19 protein-coding genes are annotated in these 18408 nt (G+C 62.6%); 10 read left to right on the plus strand and 9 right to left on the minus strand.

The window, feature by feature from the left end; all coding sequences use genetic code 11:
* Position 1: 1 nt before the first annotated feature.
* Positions 2-1381 carry a serine hydrolase domain-containing protein gene (locus tag NKJ80_RS28570; RefSeq protein ID WP_352498776.1) on the minus strand — a complete coding sequence of 460 codons (1380 nt, stop codon included), beginning with the start codon at positions 1379-1381 and terminating at the stop codon, positions 2-4.
* A gap of 283 nt (positions 1382-1664) precedes the next feature.
* Here NKJ80_RS28570 and NKJ80_RS28575 point away from each other — a divergent pair, with 283 nt between their 5' ends.
* Positions 1665-2462 (plus strand): glycoside hydrolase family 25 protein, encoded by a 798-nt coding sequence (locus tag NKJ80_RS28575; protein ID WP_352498777.1) that lies wholly within the window; start codon positions 1665-1667, stop codon positions 2460-2462.
* Positions 2463-2494: 32 nt separating this feature from the next.
* Complete coding sequence (locus NKJ80_RS28580) at positions 2495-3724, plus strand: lytic murein transglycosylase (protein WP_023668253.1); 1230 nt, start codon at positions 2495-2497, stop codon at positions 3722-3724.
* A gap of 25 nt (positions 3725-3749) precedes the next feature.
* On the opposite strand, the gene NKJ80_RS28585 is transcribed toward NKJ80_RS28580, so the two are convergent.
* The gene (locus NKJ80_RS28585; RefSeq protein WP_352498778.1) at positions 3750-4649 is read right to left on the minus strand and encodes a LysR family transcriptional regulator; all 900 of its coding nucleotides are present in this window, start codon (positions 4647-4649) and stop codon (positions 3750-3752) included.
* 131 nt (positions 4650-4780) lie between these two features.
* Here NKJ80_RS28585 and NKJ80_RS28590 point away from each other — a divergent pair, with 131 nt between their 5' ends.
* Entirely contained in the window at positions 4781-5512 is a 732-nt protein-coding gene (locus tag NKJ80_RS28590; protein WP_352498779.1) for an SDR family oxidoreductase, read from the plus strand.
* Here NKJ80_RS28590 and NKJ80_RS28595 read toward each other — a convergent pair.
* Complete coding sequence (locus NKJ80_RS28595) at positions 5509-6729, minus strand: alanine racemase (protein ID WP_023668250.1); 1221 nt, start codon at positions 6727-6729, stop codon at positions 5509-5511. The two genes, NKJ80_RS28590 and NKJ80_RS28595, sit on opposite strands and share 4 nt — an antisense overlap.
* 211 nt (positions 6730-6940) lie before the next feature.
* On the opposite strand from NKJ80_RS28595, the gene NKJ80_RS28600 reads away from it, so the two are divergent.
* Positions 6941-7858 (plus strand): DMT family transporter, encoded by a 918-nt coding sequence (locus NKJ80_RS28600; RefSeq protein ID WP_023668249.1) that lies wholly within the window; start codon positions 6941-6943, stop codon positions 7856-7858.
* Between the two features lie 449 nt (positions 7859-8307).
* Here NKJ80_RS28600 and metF read toward each other — a convergent pair whose 3' ends face one another.
* Positions 8308-9225, minus strand: a complete 918-nt coding sequence (gene metF / locus NKJ80_RS28605) for a methylenetetrahydrofolate reductase [NAD(P)H] (RefSeq protein WP_023668248.1) — start codon at positions 9223-9225, stop codon at positions 8308-8310.
* On the minus strand, positions 9225-10247 hold the full coding sequence (locus NKJ80_RS28610; protein WP_023668247.1) for an ArsR/SmtB family transcription factor: 1023 nt from the start codon (positions 10245-10247) through the stop codon (positions 9225-9227). Before NKJ80_RS28610 ends, metF begins: the two co-directional genes overlap by 1 nt.
* Positions 10248-10413: 166 nt before the next feature.
* On the opposite strand from NKJ80_RS28610, the gene tsaA reads away from it, so the two are divergent.
* The gene (tsaA, locus tag NKJ80_RS28615; RefSeq protein ID WP_352498780.1) at positions 10414-10920 is read left to right on the plus strand and encodes a tRNA (N6-threonylcarbamoyladenosine(37)-N6)-methyltransferase TrmO; all 507 of its coding nucleotides are present in this window, start codon (positions 10414-10416) and stop codon (positions 10918-10920) included.
* Positions 10917-11231 carry a DUF2293 domain-containing protein gene (locus NKJ80_RS28620; RefSeq protein ID WP_023668245.1) on the plus strand — a complete coding sequence of 105 codons (315 nt, stop codon included), beginning with the start codon at positions 10917-10919 and terminating at the stop codon, positions 11229-11231. The genes tsaA and NKJ80_RS28620 overlap by 4 nt, the downstream gene beginning before the upstream one ends.
* A gap of 6 nt (positions 11232-11237) precedes the next feature.
* On the opposite strand, the gene NKJ80_RS28625 is transcribed toward NKJ80_RS28620, so the two are convergent.
* Complete coding sequence (locus tag NKJ80_RS28625) at positions 11238-11744, minus strand: hypothetical protein (protein ID WP_023729363.1); 507 nt, start codon at positions 11742-11744, stop codon at positions 11238-11240.
* A 152-nt stretch (positions 11745-11896) separates the two neighbouring features.
* On the opposite strand from NKJ80_RS28625, the gene NKJ80_RS28630 reads away from it, so the two are divergent.
* Together NKJ80_RS28630 and NKJ80_RS28635 are read left to right on the plus strand one after the other, a co-directional pair.
* On the plus strand, positions 11897-12859 hold the full coding sequence (locus NKJ80_RS28630) for an aminotransferase class IV (RefSeq protein WP_352498781.1): 963 nt from the start codon (positions 11897-11899) through the stop codon (positions 12857-12859).
* A 145-nt stretch (positions 12860-13004) separates the two neighbouring features.
* Positions 13005-13847 carry an SDR family oxidoreductase gene (locus NKJ80_RS28635; RefSeq protein ID WP_023697035.1) on the plus strand — a complete coding sequence of 281 codons (843 nt, stop codon included), beginning with the start codon at positions 13005-13007 and terminating at the stop codon, positions 13845-13847.
* Between the two features lie 59 nt (positions 13848-13906).
* Here the strand turns inward: NKJ80_RS28635 and NKJ80_RS28640 are convergent, their stop codons facing one another.
* The gene (locus NKJ80_RS28640) at positions 13907-14518 is read right to left on the minus strand and encodes an MOSC domain-containing protein (protein ID WP_023697036.1); all 612 of its coding nucleotides are present in this window, start codon (positions 14516-14518) and stop codon (positions 13907-13909) included.
* 196 nt (positions 14519-14714) lie between these two features.
* Here NKJ80_RS28640 and NKJ80_RS28645 point away from each other — a divergent pair, with 196 nt between their 5' ends.
* Entirely contained in the window at positions 14715-15281 is a 567-nt protein-coding gene (locus tag NKJ80_RS28645) for a methyltransferase family protein (RefSeq protein ID WP_023823181.1), read from the plus strand.
* Here NKJ80_RS28645 and NKJ80_RS28650 read toward each other — a convergent pair whose 3' ends face one another.
* Both NKJ80_RS28650 and tam read right to left on the minus strand, forming a co-directional pair.
* Entirely contained in the window at positions 15282-16403 is a 1122-nt protein-coding gene (locus tag NKJ80_RS28650; protein WP_023823182.1) for a beta-ketoacyl-ACP synthase III, read from the minus strand. It lies immediately after the preceding gene.
* Positions 16404-16534: 131 nt separating this feature from the next.
* A complete protein-coding gene (gene tam, locus NKJ80_RS28655) occupies positions 16535-17314 on the minus strand; it encodes a trans-aconitate 2-methyltransferase (RefSeq protein ID WP_031197051.1) in 780 nt (259 codons plus the stop codon).
* A 157-nt stretch (positions 17315-17471) separates the two neighbouring features.
* Here tam and NKJ80_RS28660 point away from each other — a divergent pair, with 157 nt between their 5' ends.
* Positions 17472-18248, plus strand: coding sequence for a DpnI domain-containing protein (locus NKJ80_RS28660; protein WP_023826588.1), 777 nt, complete (start codon positions 17472-17474; stop codon positions 18246-18248).
* The last annotated feature ends 160 nt before the right edge of the window (positions 18249-18408 follow it).

Consider the following 18408-nt stretch of genomic DNA (forward strand, 5'->3'; position numbering starts at 1 on the left):
GCTAGCGCAGTGCCTTCATCAGCGCGCCGACCATCACCTGCGGCCTGTAGCCGAGCTTGGCCGGCGTCAACCCCAGCCGCACCACCACCAGTTGCTCCGACGGGATGATGGCGACCGTCTGGCCGTCATGGCCCTCCATCCAGTAGGTATCGTTGGGCAGGCCGGCGGCGACGCCGGCGCCGGGATTTCCTTCGTCCCCCGGGGCTTCGATCCAAAGTTGCCCCTTGCCGTAGACTTTCGAGGCCGGTGCCGGTTCGCGCATCCAGTCGACGAAACCGGCCGGCAGGATCTGGTTGCCGTTCCAGACGCCGCCCTGCAGCAGGAATTGGCCGAACCGCGCCCAGTCATGCCCGGTGGCATAGAGGTAGGATGAGCCGACAAAGGTACCCTCCTCGTCGGTTTCGAGCACCGCGCTTTGCATGCCGAGCGGCCCGAACAGCGCTGTCCTTGGCCACATCAGCGCCTTGTCCTTGTCGCCGATAGCATCCTGCCACAGCCGCGACAGCATCACCGCCGTGCCGCTCGAATAGGAAAAGACCTTGCCGACATCGCCGGTCAGCGGCTTGGCCTCGGCGAAGCCCGCCATATCGGGTTCGAGGTAGAGCATGCGCGTCACATCCGCGACGTCGCCATAATCCTCGTTGAACTCGAGCCCGCTCGACATCGCCATCATATCGGCAAGGCTGATGGCAGCGCGGCCGTCCGCCTTCCATGAGCCGAACAGGCCCTGATTGGTCACCGCCATCTTGCCGTCCTTGACCAGCGTGCCGACGAGCGCGGCGTTGACTGTCTTGGTCATCGACCAGCCCAGCAGCGGCGTTTTCGCCGAAAAGCCCTCGCCATAACGCTCCGCAACAATGCGGCCATTTTTGACCACCACCACGGCGCGCATGCCGATGCCGGTCATCGCCGCACCGTCGAGGATCTTGTTGATTTCGGGATTTTGCGAGGCATCGACTCGATCTCCCTCGGGCCACAGATCGCCCTTGGTGGCCGCCGACGCCTCGGCAGGGATTGACGTGCGCCGTGCCTTGCCGACGTCGCCATCGGGAACCGAGGCGCAACCCAGGCCGGCGCGCGCAACGGCAACGCTCTTGCCGAGGAAGCCAAGCAGCCCGGCCGAGACGGTCCCCCTGTTCTTGTCGACCGACACCTTCATCAGCCTGAGAAGCGGATGGCCGGGCGCCTGCACGTCGATGGCAAGCACCTCATTGGGATCACGGCCGGCGATAAAAACATTCGAGCAGACAATCTTGGCGGAATAGCCGGAACCGACGCGGATCAGTTCGGGCGGCGCGACGTAGAGCCAGGTAAACAGGGCGGCTATGGCCAACACGACCAGGCCGAGCAGCCATTTGATGATCTTCACGGCGATCCGCATCTTTCCGTCCCTGCTTTTCCGGTGCCCGTGGCTTGCGGCCCGATTTATGTCATCGATTTGCCGCCATTGCTTCCGCAAAATCGGTGTTCTTGTCGAGCGCTGTCAACCTGTTATCAACCATGATCGGCGATCACTGGTGCATGTCGCCCAAAAGTGCGCAGCGGTTTTGGAACAACGACATGCACGAAAATAGCGTATCAGGCGATGCTGTGGGGCGATCGCCTGAGGGGCACCTGCAACGACAACCCAACAGCGACCGGCTGATTCCGGCTCGGGAAATGCGATGCGCCGTTTCGCGGCCCTCATCACGTTGACGCTGCTGGCCGCCTGCTCGACCGCCGGCGATCTCGTGCCCTCGATATCGCCATCCAGCAGCCCGACGGTTGCCGTGCGCGCACCGCGTTTCGAAGACTCCAAGCCGCATGAATGGGATAGCGGCGCGCCTTGGAACTATGCCATTCACGGCACCGACGTCTCCAAATACCAGACCTCGGTCGACTGGCCGACGGCCAAGGCCAGCGGCATCTCCTTCGCCTTCATCAAGGCGACCGAGGGCGGCGACCGTTTCGACGAGTATTTCAACGAGCATTGGTCGCGCACCAAGGCCAATGGCATTCCGCGCGCGGCCTACCATTTCTTCTATTTCTGCACGCCTGCCGCCACCCAGGCGCGCTGGTTCATCCAGAACGTGCCCGTCGACCGCTCGGCCATGCCGCCGGTGCTCGACATGGAGTGGAACCCGCAATCGCCGACCTGCCGGCTGCGCCCGGATTCAGCGACGGTGCGGGCCGAAATGACCACCTTTCTCGAGATGATCGAGCGGCACTATGGCAAGAAGCCGATCATCTACACCTCGGTCGACTTCTTCGACGATAACGACCTTTCGACCTTCCGCGGCTATCCCTACTGGCTGCGCTCGGTCGCCGGCCACCCCCGCCAGAAGTACGGCAGCCACCCCTTCACCTTCTGGCAATACACCGGAACCGGTATCGTTCCCGGCATGACCGGCAAGTCCGATATCAACGTCTTCAACGGCACTGAGGCAGCCTGGAAAAAGTGGCTGCGGCAGAACACCCGTTGACACCGGCTCTGCCGCCTGCTTTTCGACGTCCCATGCGCACCTACCTGCAACCACTGGGATATCCACGCCGGAAACAGTCGAGGAGCCGACTGCGCTCCGGGCTGCTCGCGGCCCTGCTGCTCGGCGCTGCGGCGATGCCGGCGGCGGCGCAGGAATGCGGCGGCGACTTCGAAACCTGGAAGCAAGGCGTGGCGGCGGAAGCCAAGGCAGCCGGTGTCGGCGCTGTCGGCCTTGACGCGCTGGAAGCCGCCACCATCGACGACAAGGTGCTGGCGCGTGACCGCGCCCAGGGCGTCTTCGCCCAGACCTTCATCCAGTTCTCCAACCGCATGATCTCGGCCTACCGGCTGAAGCAGGGCGCGGCCAACCTGAAGAAATACGCCGAAATCTTTGCGCGCGCCGACCAGCAGTTCGGTGTCCAGGCGCCGATCATCACCGCCTTCTGGGGGCTGGAGACCGATTTCGGCGCCGTACAGGGCGATTTCCACACGCTGAGCGCCTTGGTGACGCTGTCGCATGACTGCCGCCGCCCGCAGCTGTTTCGGCCGCAACTGGTGCCGCTGTTGACGCTGATCGATCGCGGCGTCGTTCCGGCCGACGTCACCGGCGCCTGGGCCGGCGAGATCGGCCAGACCCAGATCCTGCCTTCCGATTATCTCGCGCGCGGAGTCGACGGCGACGGCGACGGCATCGTCGACCTCAGGCGCAGCGTACCCGACGTGATCATGACCACGGCCAACAAGGTGCTGTCGCGCGGCTGGAAACGCGACCAGCCCTGGATCGAGGAAGTGCGCGTGCCCGAGGACATGCCCTGGGAGCAGACCGGCCGCACCAACAAGTTGCCGCTGTCGCAATGGGCCGCCTGGGGCGTCACCAATCCCGATGGCACGCCGCTGATCGACAATGGCCTGAAGGCCGGCCTGGCGCTGCCGATGGGCCGCAAAGGTCCGGCCTTCCTCGCCTACGACAATTTCGACGTCTATCTCGAATGGAACCAGTCCTTCACCTACGCGCTGACCGCCGCCAACTTCGCCAGCCGGCTGGCCGGGGCAAAGCAGTTCGACCCGCGCAATCCCGAAACCGGGCTCAATGGCGACCAGATGAAGGAATTGCAGACCAAGCTCGAAGCCAGGGGCTATGACGTCGGCACCGTCGACGGCATTCTGGGCACCAACACCCGCGAAGCCATCCGCAAGGAACAGATGCGGCTCGGCATGCCGGTAGACGGCTGGCCGACGCCGGAGCTTTTGGGGAAACTGTGAGTAGAATCTGCCCAAGCTGGGTTCCTTATTCCCTACTCCTTGCCCGGACGAAGTCGATAAATGCCCGCAAAGCCGGGGGGACGTGCCTCGAACTCGGGTGATACAGGAAGAAGCCTGGAAAGCTGGGCGACCAAGGCTCTAGAAATCTCATCAGCCTGCCCGCATCGATCCAGGACTGGACCTGATAGTCGATCATGTAGGCAACGCCTGCTCCACCCAGCGCCGCGTTCAGCATCAGCTCGGTGTCGTTGACAGTCAGGCTGCCCTCGACGGCGATTTCCAGAGACCGTTTGCCGCGCGCGAACTCCCATCGATAGAGGTTGCCGCCACCAGGCCACTGGAATTTTATGCATTGGTGCTGATGCAACTCCTGCGGATGGCGCGGTATGGCCCGATTTTCGAGATAGACGGGAGCGGCCACCGCCGCCATCTGCAAATCCCCGCTCAGTTTCACTGCCACCATGTCCTTCTCCAGCCGCTCGCCAAGCCTGATTCCGGCATCGAACCGTCCTCGAACAATGTCGGTCAGCGTATCGTCGACGATGACGGTCAGCGCGATATCAGGATAGGCGCGTTGGAAGTCGCCAAGGATCGGGCCGATGAACCGCACCGCGGCAACACGCGGCACGTTTATTCGTAGCGAACCCGCCGGTCGATCACGCGCGGCATGAATGTCCGCTACGGCGCCCTCTAGCTCGTCGAACGCAACGGCAAGGCGCGCAAACAGCGTCTCGCCGGCACCAGTGGGTGAAACACTACGCGTCGTGCGATTCAGCAACCTGACGCCGATGCGAGCCTCCAACTGCCGGATCGACTGGCTGAGCGCCGGCGGGGAAACACGCAGCCGGGCGGCGGCGCGGACGAAACTACGCTCTTCCACGATTGCGGCGAATGCCTTGAGCTCGGCGAATTCAGAACCGCGCATTGTGTATCCCTAGATTAACAAGCTAGTCAGATAATAGGCCATTATCTGATCAGTTGCATGGCCCTATTTCTCGACTAGCGGACCCGTCGGATGAAACCGGCACGGGCCTGAATGATTGAAGGAAACGTATCATGCCCAAGTCCTTGCAAGGCAAAACCGCACTCGTCACCGGCAGTTCGCGCGGCATTGGGCGAGCCATCGCCGAAGGACTCGCCTCCAAGGGCGCTGCCGTCGTCGTCAACTATGTCGGCAACCACGAAGCCGCTGACGAGGTCGTGGCCGCCATCGCCGGCAAGGGAGGAAAGGCGATCGCCGTCCAGGCCGACATATCAAGCGTCCCGGATATTCATCGCCTGTTTGACGAGGCTGAGAGTGAGTTCGGCGCGATCGACATCGTGGTTGCCAATGCCGGCGTCGCCGTCATCAAGCCTCTGACCGAGGCAACCGAAGCCGATTTCGACCATGTCTTCGGCACCAATGCCAAGGGCACGTTCTTCGTGCTTCAGGAAGCAGCGCGCCGTGTGCGAAACGGCGGCCGCATCATCGCGGTCTCCACCGGCGGCACCAAGATGTTCTTCACGCAAACGGCGCTCTATCTCGGCAGCAAGGGCGCCGTCGAACAATTCGTCCGTGTGCTCTCGCGTGAACTCGGACCGCGCGGCATCACCGTGAATGCGCTGTCGCCTGGCTTCACCGACACGGACCTGCTTCCCGAGCGCGATCGCGCCGTGGCGGCCGGCATGTCTCCATTTGGCAGGATCGGCGCGCCCCGCGACGTTGCCGATGTCGCGGTCTTCCTGGCCAGCGACGAGGCCCGCTGGCTGACCGGCGAGAATATCCAGGCCGGTGGCGGGGTCGCTTAGTCCGCCATCGTCTCTAGGCTGGCGAATCCCTGCGGCGCATCGCCTTCATCGAAGGGTGTCGTCACCTCGACGAAGGTATCGGGATAAAAGCCGTTGAAGCGGGTTCTTAGCGACAGCGAATAGGCGCCGATATGGCCGATCTCGATCCAGTCGCCGGTGTCGACGGTTTCCGGCAGCCAGAACGGCCGCGACAGGATGTCGACGGAATCGCAGGTCGCGCCGCAGACCTTGAACGGCACGATGTTCTTCTCCTCGCCATTGCGCGAGCGGATCGCCGGATCGGGGATGAAGCGGGCCGGCAGTGTGATCTTGCCGGTCCAAGAATCCGACAGCGACGCCCAGATGCCGTCATTGATGTAGAGCCGCTTGCCCTTGCGCAGCAGCACCCGCACGATCAGCGACAGGCAGCGCGCCACGATCACCCGGCCGGGCTCGGCCACCAACGGGATCTGGTCGAACTGGTATTCCCTCAGGTCGCCCGACAGCCGCGACATGATCTGGCCGAGCGACGGCATCTCGATCTGCTTGCGATTGGGGTCATGGCCGTACTCGGCGGGAAAGCCGCCGCCGACATCGAGGCCCGCAATGTCGAAGGTCAGCCGGTTGCGCACCCAATCGGCGGAGGCCAGCGCCCGTTCATAGGTGTCGGGATCCTCGATCTGGCTGCCGACATGGAAGCACAGGCCGACCTTGTAGCCGGTGCGGTTGAGCCGCTCGGCGAGTTCCACCGCATAGGCCGGCCCGGCGCCGAATTTCTTCGACAGTTCATAGGCCGCCGAACCCTTGGTCTGGATTCGCACGAACACGCTGATGGAGCCCGGATCGATGTCAAGCGCCCGCACCACCCGCGTCAGCTTGGTGATCTCGTCCTCATGGTCGAGCGAAATGACCCGGATGGCGTATTTTTCCAGCGCAAGCTTGATGTCCGACTGCGCCTTGACCGGATGCATGTAGAGCATCTCGGCGTCGGGTGAGACGGCGCGCACGGCGGCGAACTCGCCGGGCGAGGCCACATCGAAGGCGGTGACGCCGGCTTCGACCAGCGCCTTGAGCACGATCTGCTCGCCATTGGTCTTGACTGCGTAGGCGGTCTTGCCGGGAAACATGCCCATGAACTGTTTGGCATCCGCCTTCAGCACCTGCGGGCGAAAGCAGTAGACCGGATCGTCCGGCCGAAGCGCCAGCGCCGCCTCGCGGGCATTCTCGAATCGCTGCATGGACGAATCCCCTGACTTCTCGGCTGCGCACAATTAATCCAAGCTAGCGGCCAAAGAAAACAATTCTGTGTCTGGCGGGCACTGACCCAGCGGCGCATCCTCCTGGCAGCACTGTTGCCAGCAATCAGGTTTCGGGTGGCTCTTGTCGCCGGACCCGATATGCCTTCTGCCTGAGTGGCTGGCATTGATGCCGCGGGGAAGGACGTTCACGATGGCAATAGCCACGACAGCCGTGCAGCGCGGACCGATGACGCTGAGGGACTGGGGACAGCTTCTGCTGCTCGGCGCCATCTGGGGCGGCTCGTTCTTCTTTGCCCGCATCGCCGTTGCCGAAATGCACCCGCTGGTGCTGGTGCTGTTTCGCGTTGCCATTGCGGCCATTGCACTGCAGCTCTATCTCGGCATTCGCGGTCCGTCCTTCCGCCTCGCCTTCCCGCATGCCGGCCTGTTTTTCCTTTTGGCGCTCGCCAACAATGTCGTCCCGTTCTCGCTGATCTTTGCCGGCCAGACCGCGCTTGGCGCCGGCGTCGCCTCGGTGCTCAATGCGACGACGCCGTTCTGGACGCTGATCCTCGCCAACGCGCTGACAGCGGACGAAAAGCTCTCCTGGAACAAGCTTGCCGGCATCGGGCTCGGCATCGCCGGCACCGCTGTCATGATCGGCCCCGGCCTGCTGGCCGGGCTCGGCGGCCCGGTCTGGGCGAAATTCGCGCTGATCGGCGCCTCGCTGTCATACGCCGTCGCGCTGATGATTGCCCGCCGCTTCAAGGGCGTGCCCTCGCCGGTCATCGCCACCGGACAATTGACGGCGTCGACCATCATCATGATCCCGGTGGTGCTGCTCACCTATGGCCCGGCCGGCCTGTTCTCGGCCTCGCCGCCGGTCTGGACGGCGGTGCTGGCGCTGGCGCTGCTCTCCACCGCCTTCGCCTACATCCTCTATTTCAACGTCGTCGCCTCGGCCGGCGCCACCAACGCCTCGCTGGTCACGCTCATCGTCCCGGCCAGCGCCATCCTGCTCGGCCTCCTGTTCCTCGGCGAGCGGCTCGCTCTGTTTGAGTTCTGCGGCATGGCACTGATCGCGCTTGGCCTGTTGACGATCGACGGGCGGTTGTTTGGTCGGCGCTAATGCCTGTCGACCAAAAGTGCGCAGCGGTTTTGGGACAACGACGCGCTTTAGGTCTGGTAGCGCTGCCATGCCTCGCTTTCGCCACGGCCGCGTCACAATTTATTCACAGGCTGCCAGCGGCTTTTGCCGAAGAGTTTCAACGCTTAACGGCAGGTGGCAGGTCGCAAATTCCACAATCGCGTCGCATTGCAGCATATTTTCCGCTTGCCTGTGGCACAAATGCCCCTAGACTCCACCCATAGCTCTTGAAGAGGAGACTATGACATGGGACTTACGAGGCCAATCAACGCATTGATGATCTGTGCTGCATTTGCCTTCATTGGCGCCCTTATCATAGGTGTTCTTCCGTAACCGCCGGAGCGGAAGAACAGCAGCAATAGCCCACAAATTCGAAAGGCCGGGTGTTTCGCCCGGCCTTTTGCATTTCAGATTTCATACCACGATGAAGCTCAGGCGGCGGCGGATCCAGCTGCCTCTGTTTCGTGGGAGCGGATGCCGATCATATGGCAGATGGCAAACACCAGGTCGGCCCGGTTCATGGTGTAGAAATGGAAGTCGCTGACGCCGCGCTCGACGAGATCGAGCACCTGCTCGGCCGCCACGGCAGACGCCACGAGCGCATGCGTCTGCGGATCGTTGTGCAGCCCTTCGAAACGCTCGGCCAGCCATGCCGGCACCAGCGCGCCGCAGCGCGCCGAGAAATTGGCGACCTGGGTGAAATTGTGCACCGGCAGGATGCCAGGCACGATCGGGATGTAGATGCCGGCACGGCGCGCCTTCTCGACATAACGCTCGTAGAGATCGTTGTCGAAGAAGAACTGGGTGATCGCCCGCGTCGCGCCATTGTCGGCCTTGCGCTTCAGCATGTCGAAGTCGGTGGCAAAGTCCGGACTTTCCGGATGCTTTTCGGGATAGGCCGAGACCGAGATGTCGAAATCGCCGGCGTCCTTCAGCGCTCCGACAAGTTCGGCGCCATTGGCATAGCCATCGGGATGCGGCCGGTAGGCGGTGCCGACGCCGGCCGCCGGATCGCCACGCAAGGCGACGAAGCGCTTCACGCCCATATCGGCGAATTCGCGGACGACGGCGTCGACCTCATGGCGGGCAGCGTCGACGCAGGTCATGTGCGCCGCCGGCGTCAGCGTCGTCTCGTTCAGGATGCGCTTGACCGTGCGGGCCGTGCGCTCACGCGTCGAACCGCCGGCGCCATAGGTCACCGAGACGAATCTCGGCCTCAGCGGCTCCAGCCTGGTGACGGTGTCCCAGAGCCTGGCTTCCATCTCGTCGGTCTTCGGCGGGAAGAACTCGAAGGAGACGCGGACCTTGTCGCCAATGTCGGGACGGCGGGAAAAGCGGAACTGGTTCATCAGGCGATTTCCCCCATAGGGTACGCTTTGGTGGGTTGGGTATCATTGGAAGGCTCGGCCATCAGCATGCGGCGGTCGCGGCCAAGCCACAGCTTGACGGTGAGCCTGGCTTCGTTGCCGCCGCGCGGCTCGAATTCCTGGGCATCCTCGAGATCGAGCCCGGCCTCGGCAAACCATTCGGAGATCTGCCGGTCGGAAAAGCCCAGCCTGACATGCGCGTGCTGGTCGCGCAGGAACTCCAGCGCATGCGGCGCGAAGTCGACGATCACCAGCCGGCCCGCCGGACGCAGCAGCCGCGCCGCCTCGCGAATGGCGCGTGCCGGGTCATCGAGATAGTGCAGCACCTGATGGATGGTGACGAGGTCGAAGGCGTCGCGCTCAACCGGCGGCGCGAAAATGTCGCCTTGGCGGACCTGGGCATTGGCGATGCCTGCCTTGTCGAGATTGGCCCGCGCCACCGTCAGCATTTCGCGCGACATGTCGATGCCGACACCGCGCCGGTAGAGCGGCGAAAATATCTCCAGCAGCCGCCCGGTACCGGTGCCGAGGTCTAGCATCGACTGGAATGGCCGCTTGCCGACCAGCTTGAGGAGTGCGGCTTCCACCGCGCGGTCCGGCACATGCAGCGAGCGGATATGGTCCCAGCTGGCGGCGTTCTCGGAGAAATATTCGGCGGCGCGGTCCTGCCGTTTGCGCTTGACCGACGCCAGCCGCTCTAGATCGCGCTCGACCTGCGGATCGGCGCCATGAATGCCGGAGACCAGCCGCAGCACTAAGTCGCGCGCGGAATCCGTATCCGACAGCCGGAAGAAGGCCCACGAGCCCTCCTGGTAGCGGCCGATCAACCCGGCCTCCAGCAGCAGCTTCAAATGCCGCGACACCCGCGGTTGCGACTGGCTGAGGATCTCGGTGAGGTCGGACACGGTGAGATCGCCGCGCGACAGCAGCGCCAGGATGCGGAGCCGGCTCGATTCGGCCGCAGCCTTCAACGTATCAACCATCGTATCGAGCGAAACATGCATTGGCGTATTCTCGTTGAAAAGATATAAACATATGTTTATGTCAGCTTTGGCGGCATGGCAAGGCCTATGTCGCTTCCTGACAAGAAAATGCCGCACACATGGTCCCCGCCTGAGAGAACCGCTTTTCCCTGACGATCGGCTAGAAACTTGTGCTAGGGCGAAAGCCATGTTCGAGACGCGCGACGGCGAAAAGCTCCTGCAGGCCGACCCGGCTGACATGCCGGCGGATGGCCATATCGTGTTTATCGGCCGCATCGCCTCGCCATGGACCACGCGCGAAAGCTGCCCGAAGAACATGCGCGCGGCGCGCGAGGCCGGACAGGCGGCCACGGTTCTCATCGACCCTGCCTATCGCGACGGCCTGCTTGCGCTGGAGCGGGCCAGCCACATCGTCATCCTGTCCTGGCTGCATCACGCGCCGCGGGCACTGATTGTCCAGAGACCCCGCCATGCGGCTGAGCCGAAAGGCGTTTTCTCGCTGCGCTCCCCTGCCCGGCCGAACCCAGTCGGGCTGCATATCGCCGGCCTGATCGCCGTCGACATCGACCACGGCCGCATCGCCATCGACGCCATCGATGTGCTCGACGGCACCCCGGTGATCGACATCAAGCCCTATTTCGCCTCGACCGACGCCTTTCCCGAGGCGACCATTGCCGGGCGTGACGAAAAATGAGCGCGCCCACCGGCCGCCGCCGCGCCATCGCCAAGGCGCTGACCGCCCTGCTGCCCCTGGCGCCCTATGCCGATATGGAGAAAATCCGCACCGAGGCCGGCGCCGTGCACATGAAGACACTGCCGCCGGGCATCGCGGTCTGGCTGGCGACGATCGCCCATATCAGGCACGGCCATACCGACTATGAAAAGCTGCTGGCCGAGGGCTATGACCGCGACTCGGCGCGGTTCTTCGTCATCGAGCAAACAAATATGGTGCTGACCCGTTGGCGCGCCACGCGCCTGCTCGATGCAGAGGACGAAGAGGAATAACTTCAGCTACCGTCGCTTCAATACGGCAACCGCATTGTAGGGCTGGCCGTCGGCCTGGCCAACCCAGGTCCAGGACAGGTTCCCTTTGAAAAATCGGACGGTGATGCCGCCACCGTCTATGCACTTGTCCTGGCCGTAGCTGATGTTTTCCCGGTATTCCGCCGAACTGTCGTCCCGGGAAATCTGGGTCAACGATCCGCCGCAGCCGAGCGATGGATAGTCGATCGACGCGGCGCCATCGCCGATGGTCATGGCGATCGCCCAATCGGCGCCGGCAGCCCCGGCCGGACTTTGATGGCCGCTGCCGGTCCAGATCCCGTTGAGCCCCGTCGCGTTGACCACGCAAGGCACGTTCTGAAAGATCGGCGTCAGTTCGCTGCCCGTCTTCTCGCAACGATAGGTCTGGCCGTTCTGGCACAGCGCCTCGCCCTCGCGAGCGCATTGCGCGAAGGCATCGCCAGTGACGAAGACGAGGAAAATTGCAAAGCTGATGGTCCGAAAAGATTTGCCCATTTTGCCCCTCCCGGCCGGATATTTTCAAGCCGGACCATAGGGCATATCGAATGTGCTACCTAGGACAAACAGCGATGGTTGGGTGGCCCTATGCCGCCTGCAGGGGACCACTAGCTTGACTCTGCCGCATCAAGCCGAAGGGACCAATCGCCATGAACCGAAGCGCAGCAGCCGGTAGCATTGTGCCATTGCCGGCTTTGTCGGATCGCCATATCGATCCGCATTCCTATCCCGACGGCGTCGCCTTTCTCGATGGTCAGTATTTGCCGATGTCGCAGGCCAAGATCTCGGTGCTGGATTGGGGCTTTCTGCATTCCGACGCCACCTACGACACCGTGCATGTCTGGGACGGGAGCTTCTTCCGACTCGACCTGCATCTCGACCGCTTCTTCGCCGGCTTGCAAAAACTGCGCATGACGATCCCGTCCGACCGCGATGGTGTGGCCGAGATTCTGCACAATTGCGTGGCGCTGTCGGGCCATCGCGCCGCCTATGTCGAAATGCTGTGCACACGCGGCGCCTCGCCGACCTTCAGCCGCGATCCGCGCCAGGCGGTCAACCGCTTCATGGCCTTCGCAGTTCCCTTCGGCTCGGTCGCCAATGCCGAGCAGTTGCGGCGCGGCCTGCATGTCGCCATTAGCGACAAGGTGCGCATTCCGCCGGTCTCGATCGATCCGGCGATCAAGAACTACCACTGGCTCGACCTCGTGCGCGGCCTCTACGACGCTTATGACCGTGGGGCCGAAACCGCATTGATTCTCGACTTCAACGGCAATGTCGCCGAAGGCCCCGGCTTCAACGTGTTCTGCGTCAAGGACGGCAGGCTGTCGACGCCAGCCGCCGGCGTGCTGCCCGGCATCACCAGGCGCACCGTCTTCGACCTCTGCGCCGAGGCAGCGCTTCCCACCACGGCCGTCGACGTCAGCGTTGCCGCGCTGAAGGCTGCCGACGAAGTCTTCATCACTTCCACCGCCGGCGGCATCATGCCGGTGACAGTGATCGACGGCGCTGCTGTCGCCGACGGCAAGATAGGCGGGATCACAAAGTGCTTGATGGCGCTCTACTGGCAAAAGCATGACGACCCGGCCTGGTCGAGCCCGGTGCGCTATCCCTGACCGGCGAAGGTCCTGCTCCACACGATGACGTGACCAAAAAGATTCCCCCTCGCCTCTGGAAAATCGCTCGACGCACCGTATATCGCGGAAGCGGAGAAGCCTCCGCTTCCCAGTTCACGGCCCGCATGGGCAAGGATTCCACGTCATGACAAGCAAGGTTTGGTTCATCACCGGATCGTCGAAAGGCTTTGGCCGAGTCTGGGCCGAGGCCGCACTCGCTCGCGGCGACCGTGTCGCCGCAACCGCGCGCGATGCCGGCACGCTCGCCGATCTCGTCGCGAAATACGGCGATAATGTCGCCGCGATCAAGCTCGACGTCACCGACAAGAAGGCTGTCGATGCGGCCATCGCCGAGGCGCACAAGCGCTTTGGCCGGCTCGACGTCGTCATCAACAATGCCGGCTATGGCCATTTCGGCGCCATCGAGGAAGTCAGCGAACAGGAAGCCCGCGACCAGATCGAGACCAATGTGTTCGGCGCGCTCTGGGTCACCCAGGCGGCTTTGCCGATCATGCGGGCGCAGGGCTCCGGCCATATCATCCAGATCTCGTCGATCGGCGGCGTCAACGCCTTTGCCTCGCTCGGCCTTTACCATGCCTCGAAATGGGCGCTCGAAGCCTTCAGCCAGTCGCTCAGCATCGAGGTCGCCGAATTCGGCATCCATGTGACGCTTGTCGAGCCGGGCGGCTTCTCCACCGATTGGTCCGGCGCTTCGGCCAAGGTCTCCAAAGCGATCGAGGCTTACGCGCCGGCCCGTGCCAAGATGGCGGAACGCCGCGCCAACTCGGTCGCCGGCGACCCCAAGGCCACCGGACCGGCGATGCTTGAAATCGTCGACGCGGCCGAGCCGCCGCTGCGCGTCTTCTTCGGCGATGGCGGCCTACCGATGATCAAGCAGGAATACGCCAACCGCATCGCGCTGTGGGAAAAGTGGGACCACGTTTCCGTCGAGGCGCAGGGCGCCAAGAAGAACCGCAAGGCGGCCTGAGCGCGTCTTGAAATCCGGCTGCGTCGCCCCGGCGGCGCAGCCCGTGCCCTAGCCCGGTACTAGGATCGATAAATCCACTGCTCGGGCACGCGCACCGAGATCTCTTCCCCTGTTGTCATACGACCCGGTTTCTCGACCCAAGCAACGAGGCCGCGCAGCCGTTTCGCCGCCTTCGGGAAGGCCAGCGCGCCGGCCTCCCGATCGGCCATCTCGGCGTTTTCGGCGATCGAACGTCCAGCAAGCCGGCAAGGCCCGTTCTGCGCATCGACCTTGATCGTCACGCCACTTCTAAAGAACAGCAGCGTGCCTGACGGCAGCATCGAGAGATGCGGCACGCCTTCGATCAACAGATTGGCGCCGATCCATTCCGGCTTGATCTCGGCCAGCCCCATCCGCTCGGCAACGACGGCGAGTTCATCCGCTGCTACGATTGATATCTGCCGCTCGTTGCGGATTTCGGTGCCGCGCGGATACCAGGGTTCGCGACCGCCCGAACGACGGGTGGCGCCGGCGTGGAAGTCGCCGTCGATGCCTTCGAAACCGAGCTGCAATGCTTCCACTGGGCGCGTCTGAAAGTGATTCGACGGTGCGGCGTAGAGCGCCGTCACCCTGGCTACGAGTTTTCGCGCTGAAATGATCTCGATCGGAGCCTCAGGGAAAAGATCCAGCATGGCTTACTCCTTGTGCAAGATCGCATTAGCGATAGCCATGAGCCCGGTCCAGTCCAAAGCAATGATGATCCGATCAAGCGGGCTGATGGCAGCCGATCACGATCTTCTTACCGCGGATCGCATATCCTATCGTACTGCGCCGCATTGCAGCCGTGCTGCACCGGCCTCATGGTGAGACAAGTCTGCGGAGGTTTCCATGCGTCCCGGGACTGCAATCGCGCTGCTTTGGCTGATCTGGGTCGTGTCCTGGTTTCTAGCCGCCTTCTGGGCCGACCCGGCGAAAAAGCGTGCCGGCATCCAGGAGGAGCTTCGCTATCGCGCTTTGTGGTTGTTCGGCGCGGTGCTGCTGTTCATTCCCGCGCATGGCTATGCCGGCCGGCTGCGGTTCTGGTTTCCGACCCTTGCCGAAGCGTGGATCTGCGCAGGGCTTGTTGCCGTTGGCCTGTTGTTCGCCTGGTGGGCGCGGTTGCATCTCGGCCGTTTCTGGTCGGCTTCGGTGACGGCCAAGGCCGAACACCGTGTCGTCGACACCGGTCCCTACAGAATGGTCCGCCACCCGATCTATACCGGACTGCTTCTGGCGATCCTTGCCACAATGGCGGCCAAAGGCACGGTCTGGGGCATCGCCGGCGCGATTCCTCTCACCATCGGCATCGTCATGAAGGCAAGGCTGGAGGAACGCTTTCTGCGCGGAGAACTCGGCAACGCCTATGACGATTATGCCCGCAGCGTACCGATGCTGGTGCCGTTCATGCCGGCCTGATTACAGCATCCGCAAAAGCGCGCCGCCGATCGAATAGCCGGCGCCGAAGGCGCACAGCACGCCGAAATCGCCGGGCTTCATGTCGGCGTGGTTTTCCGACAGCGCGATGATGGCGCCGGCGCCGGCGGTGTTGCCGAGCCGCTCCAGCACCATCGGCGCGCGGTCGTGGTCGACCTCGTGGCCGAAGGCCAGTTTCAGGATCATGGCGTTCATGCGCGCATTGGCCTGATGCAGCCAGAAGCGCCTGATGGCTTGCGGCGTCAGCCCGTGCTCGGCGAGGAATTCGACAATGAATTTGTGGCCGGCGACGGTGACTTCCTTGAACACCTTGTTGCCGACCTGCTTGATCAGATTGCCTTCGAGGTTGATCATGTAAGGATCGTCCTGGGCGGTGCGGGTGTGATAGCCCAGATTGGTGCGGATATTGTTCGACATCTGCGTCCAGGTGCGCGTGTCCAGCACCTCGAAGCGCCCCGGCCGCTTCTCGCCCCTGGCCAGCCCCTCGACCACCATCGCCACCGACGCATCGCCGAAGATGAAATGCGTCTGCCGGTCGCGGAAATTGAGATGGCCGGTGATGATCTCCGGCGTGACCACCAGCACGCGTTTGTGCGCGCCCGCCCGCACCAGATTGGCCGCAATGTGCAAGGCGGCCGCGGCCGATGAACAACCAAGCCCCATATCGAAGCCGGCGCCCTTGGTGCCCAGCGCCTCCTGCATTTCGATGGCGATCGCCGGATAGGGCCGCTGCTGGTGCGAGGCCGAGCAGATCACCAGGTCGATGTCGGACGGCTTCAGGCCGGCATGGTCGAGCGCCTTCCTGGCTGCGGCGACGCCGAACTCGGCCTGCAGCGACAGCGCATCGTCGGGCCGCGCCGGAATGCGCGGCGCCATGCGGGTCGGATCGAGAATGCCTTCGCGCTCGATCACATGCCGGGTCTGGACGCCCGAGGCATGAACGATGAAGGCGCTGTCGGATTTCTGCAGCAGCGTCTCATCCGTGCCTTGCCGGCGTGCATTCTCGGTGTCGACCCAGGCATTGAAGCTGGCGACCAGTTCTTCATTGGTGATCTTGGCTTCAGGGATTTCAACGCCAATGCCGCTGATGATGACGCGATGCATATCCAGTCCGTCCATGCGCAGGCGTTGTCGTTCTCATGTGAACGACGAAGGGGCGCGACACAACACTTTTCTCACCCCACCGGTTTACGCCGGCTTAAACCATAGGCTGTGGCCGGATGTCATCGGGAGTGCTAGCCGGCCCGCTTGGCGACGATGAAGATACGCGGAAAGCGCAGCAGCACCTTGCCGTTTGCGGTCTTCGGATAGGCCTCGGTGATCTTGGCCGTGTAGCTGTCGAGGAAGGTCTTGCGCTCGCCGGCGTCCAGCGGATCGAGGAAAGGCTTCAGCCCCGTCGACTTCACCCATTCGACGATCGCCTCGGCGTCGGTCAGCGGATGATTGTAGGCTGTATGCCAGATATCCACCCGGTCGGAGAGCGGCGACAAGAGATCATAATAGAACGACACCGCCGGCAGCGGTCCGCGCGCAGCACCTGCCATCTTGGCGGCGAACGGCATTTCGGCGGCCGTCTCGCGCATCACCTGATGCGACGGCTCAAGCAGATTGTCGGGCATCTGGACGGCGAGCGCGCCACCGGGGGCGAGAAAGCCCATCAGCCGCTGAAACACAGCCGGATGGGTGGGCAGCCACTGGAACACGGCATTGGCGAAGATGACATTGACCGGCTCGGCCGGCTGCCACGTCGAGGCATCGGCGAGGTCGAAATTGACGCTGGGCAGGCGCGCCCTCGCCTTCTCGATCATGTCGGGCGAGGTGTCGAAACCGCTCACCTCGGCATCCGGCCAGCGCTCGACCAGCAGCTCGGTCGAATTACCCGGCCCACAGCCGATGTCGACGACCCGGCGCGGGAAATCCACCGGCACCTGCGCAACAAGATCGCGCGCGGGCCGCGTGCGCTCATCCTCGAATTTCAGATATTGGGCGGCGGACCAGTCTTCGCGCTCAGTCATCATCCTATCCGATCTCTGTGCTTGATCCGGACGCATGCTGATATCATTCGAAGCCAAAAGCGCAACTCGCTTTGCCGCGATACGAGGCTCTTGATTGCGTTCGTCGCCGACCGGTAAGTTCGACCTGTCTGCATCTTCCAAATGGTTTTGATCATCGATGAAATTTGGCTTCGAAGAGGCTCAAACAAAGTACAGCAGTGGCTCGCAGCGGGCCAGAATTTGGACCGAACAGTGGGTTTCGCAATGGATTTACTGCCCTAACTGCGCCAGCTCTCATGTTACTCAGTTTCCTGCAAACCTGCCTGTCGCCGACTTTCTCTGCAGCAATTGCAATGATCAGTTTGAACTGAAGAGCCAGAAGAAAACCTTCGGCGCAAAGGTTGCTGACGGAGCGTACTTTACCAAAATCGAGAGATTGGCATCTTCAACCAACCCGAATTTGATATTGCTGAACTATGATTTGGTGCGGATGGCGGTATTGAACGTCTTTATGGTGCCAAAGCACTTCTTCGTCCCCGACATAATCGAAAAAAGGAGCCCACTGGCGTTAACGGCCAGAAGAGCAGGCTGGATCGGCTCCAACATATTGCTCGGTCGTATACCGGACTCGGGGCGAATCCACATTGTTCGAAACGGTGTCGCGGTTCCGAAAGAAACCGTCTTCGCACAATGGCAAAAGACGCTCTTTCTTCGTCAGGAAGACGCGGACGCGCGCGGCTGGCTAATCGAAGTCATGAAATGCATCGACTTAATTGGTTCTCCAGAGTTCGATATCGAGCAAATTTATGCGTTCGAAGGACGACTGAGTTTGCTGTATCCAAATAACAGGAATGTGCGGCCAAAAATTCGTCAGCAATTGCAGCGCCTCAGAGATAATCGATATCTCGATTTTGTGTCCCGTGGTCGCTATCGTGTTAGACGTAGTCCGCCATGACGTAACGACACGAGAGCTTCTTCCAATGGCATGGTATGCCAATCACTACGAATGCTACAGATGCAGCGAGCATTGGGCCGATGAGTGGTCCTGTAGGTGCGATGACGAGTGCCCGAATTGCGGTGCACGTCATTCGACGCCTGTTGAGAGTGAGGACCTT

It is taken from the genome of Mesorhizobium sp. M0030 (genome assembly GCF_040323695.1).
Taxonomy (GTDB): domain Bacteria; phylum Pseudomonadota; class Alphaproteobacteria; order Rhizobiales; family Rhizobiaceae; genus Mesorhizobium.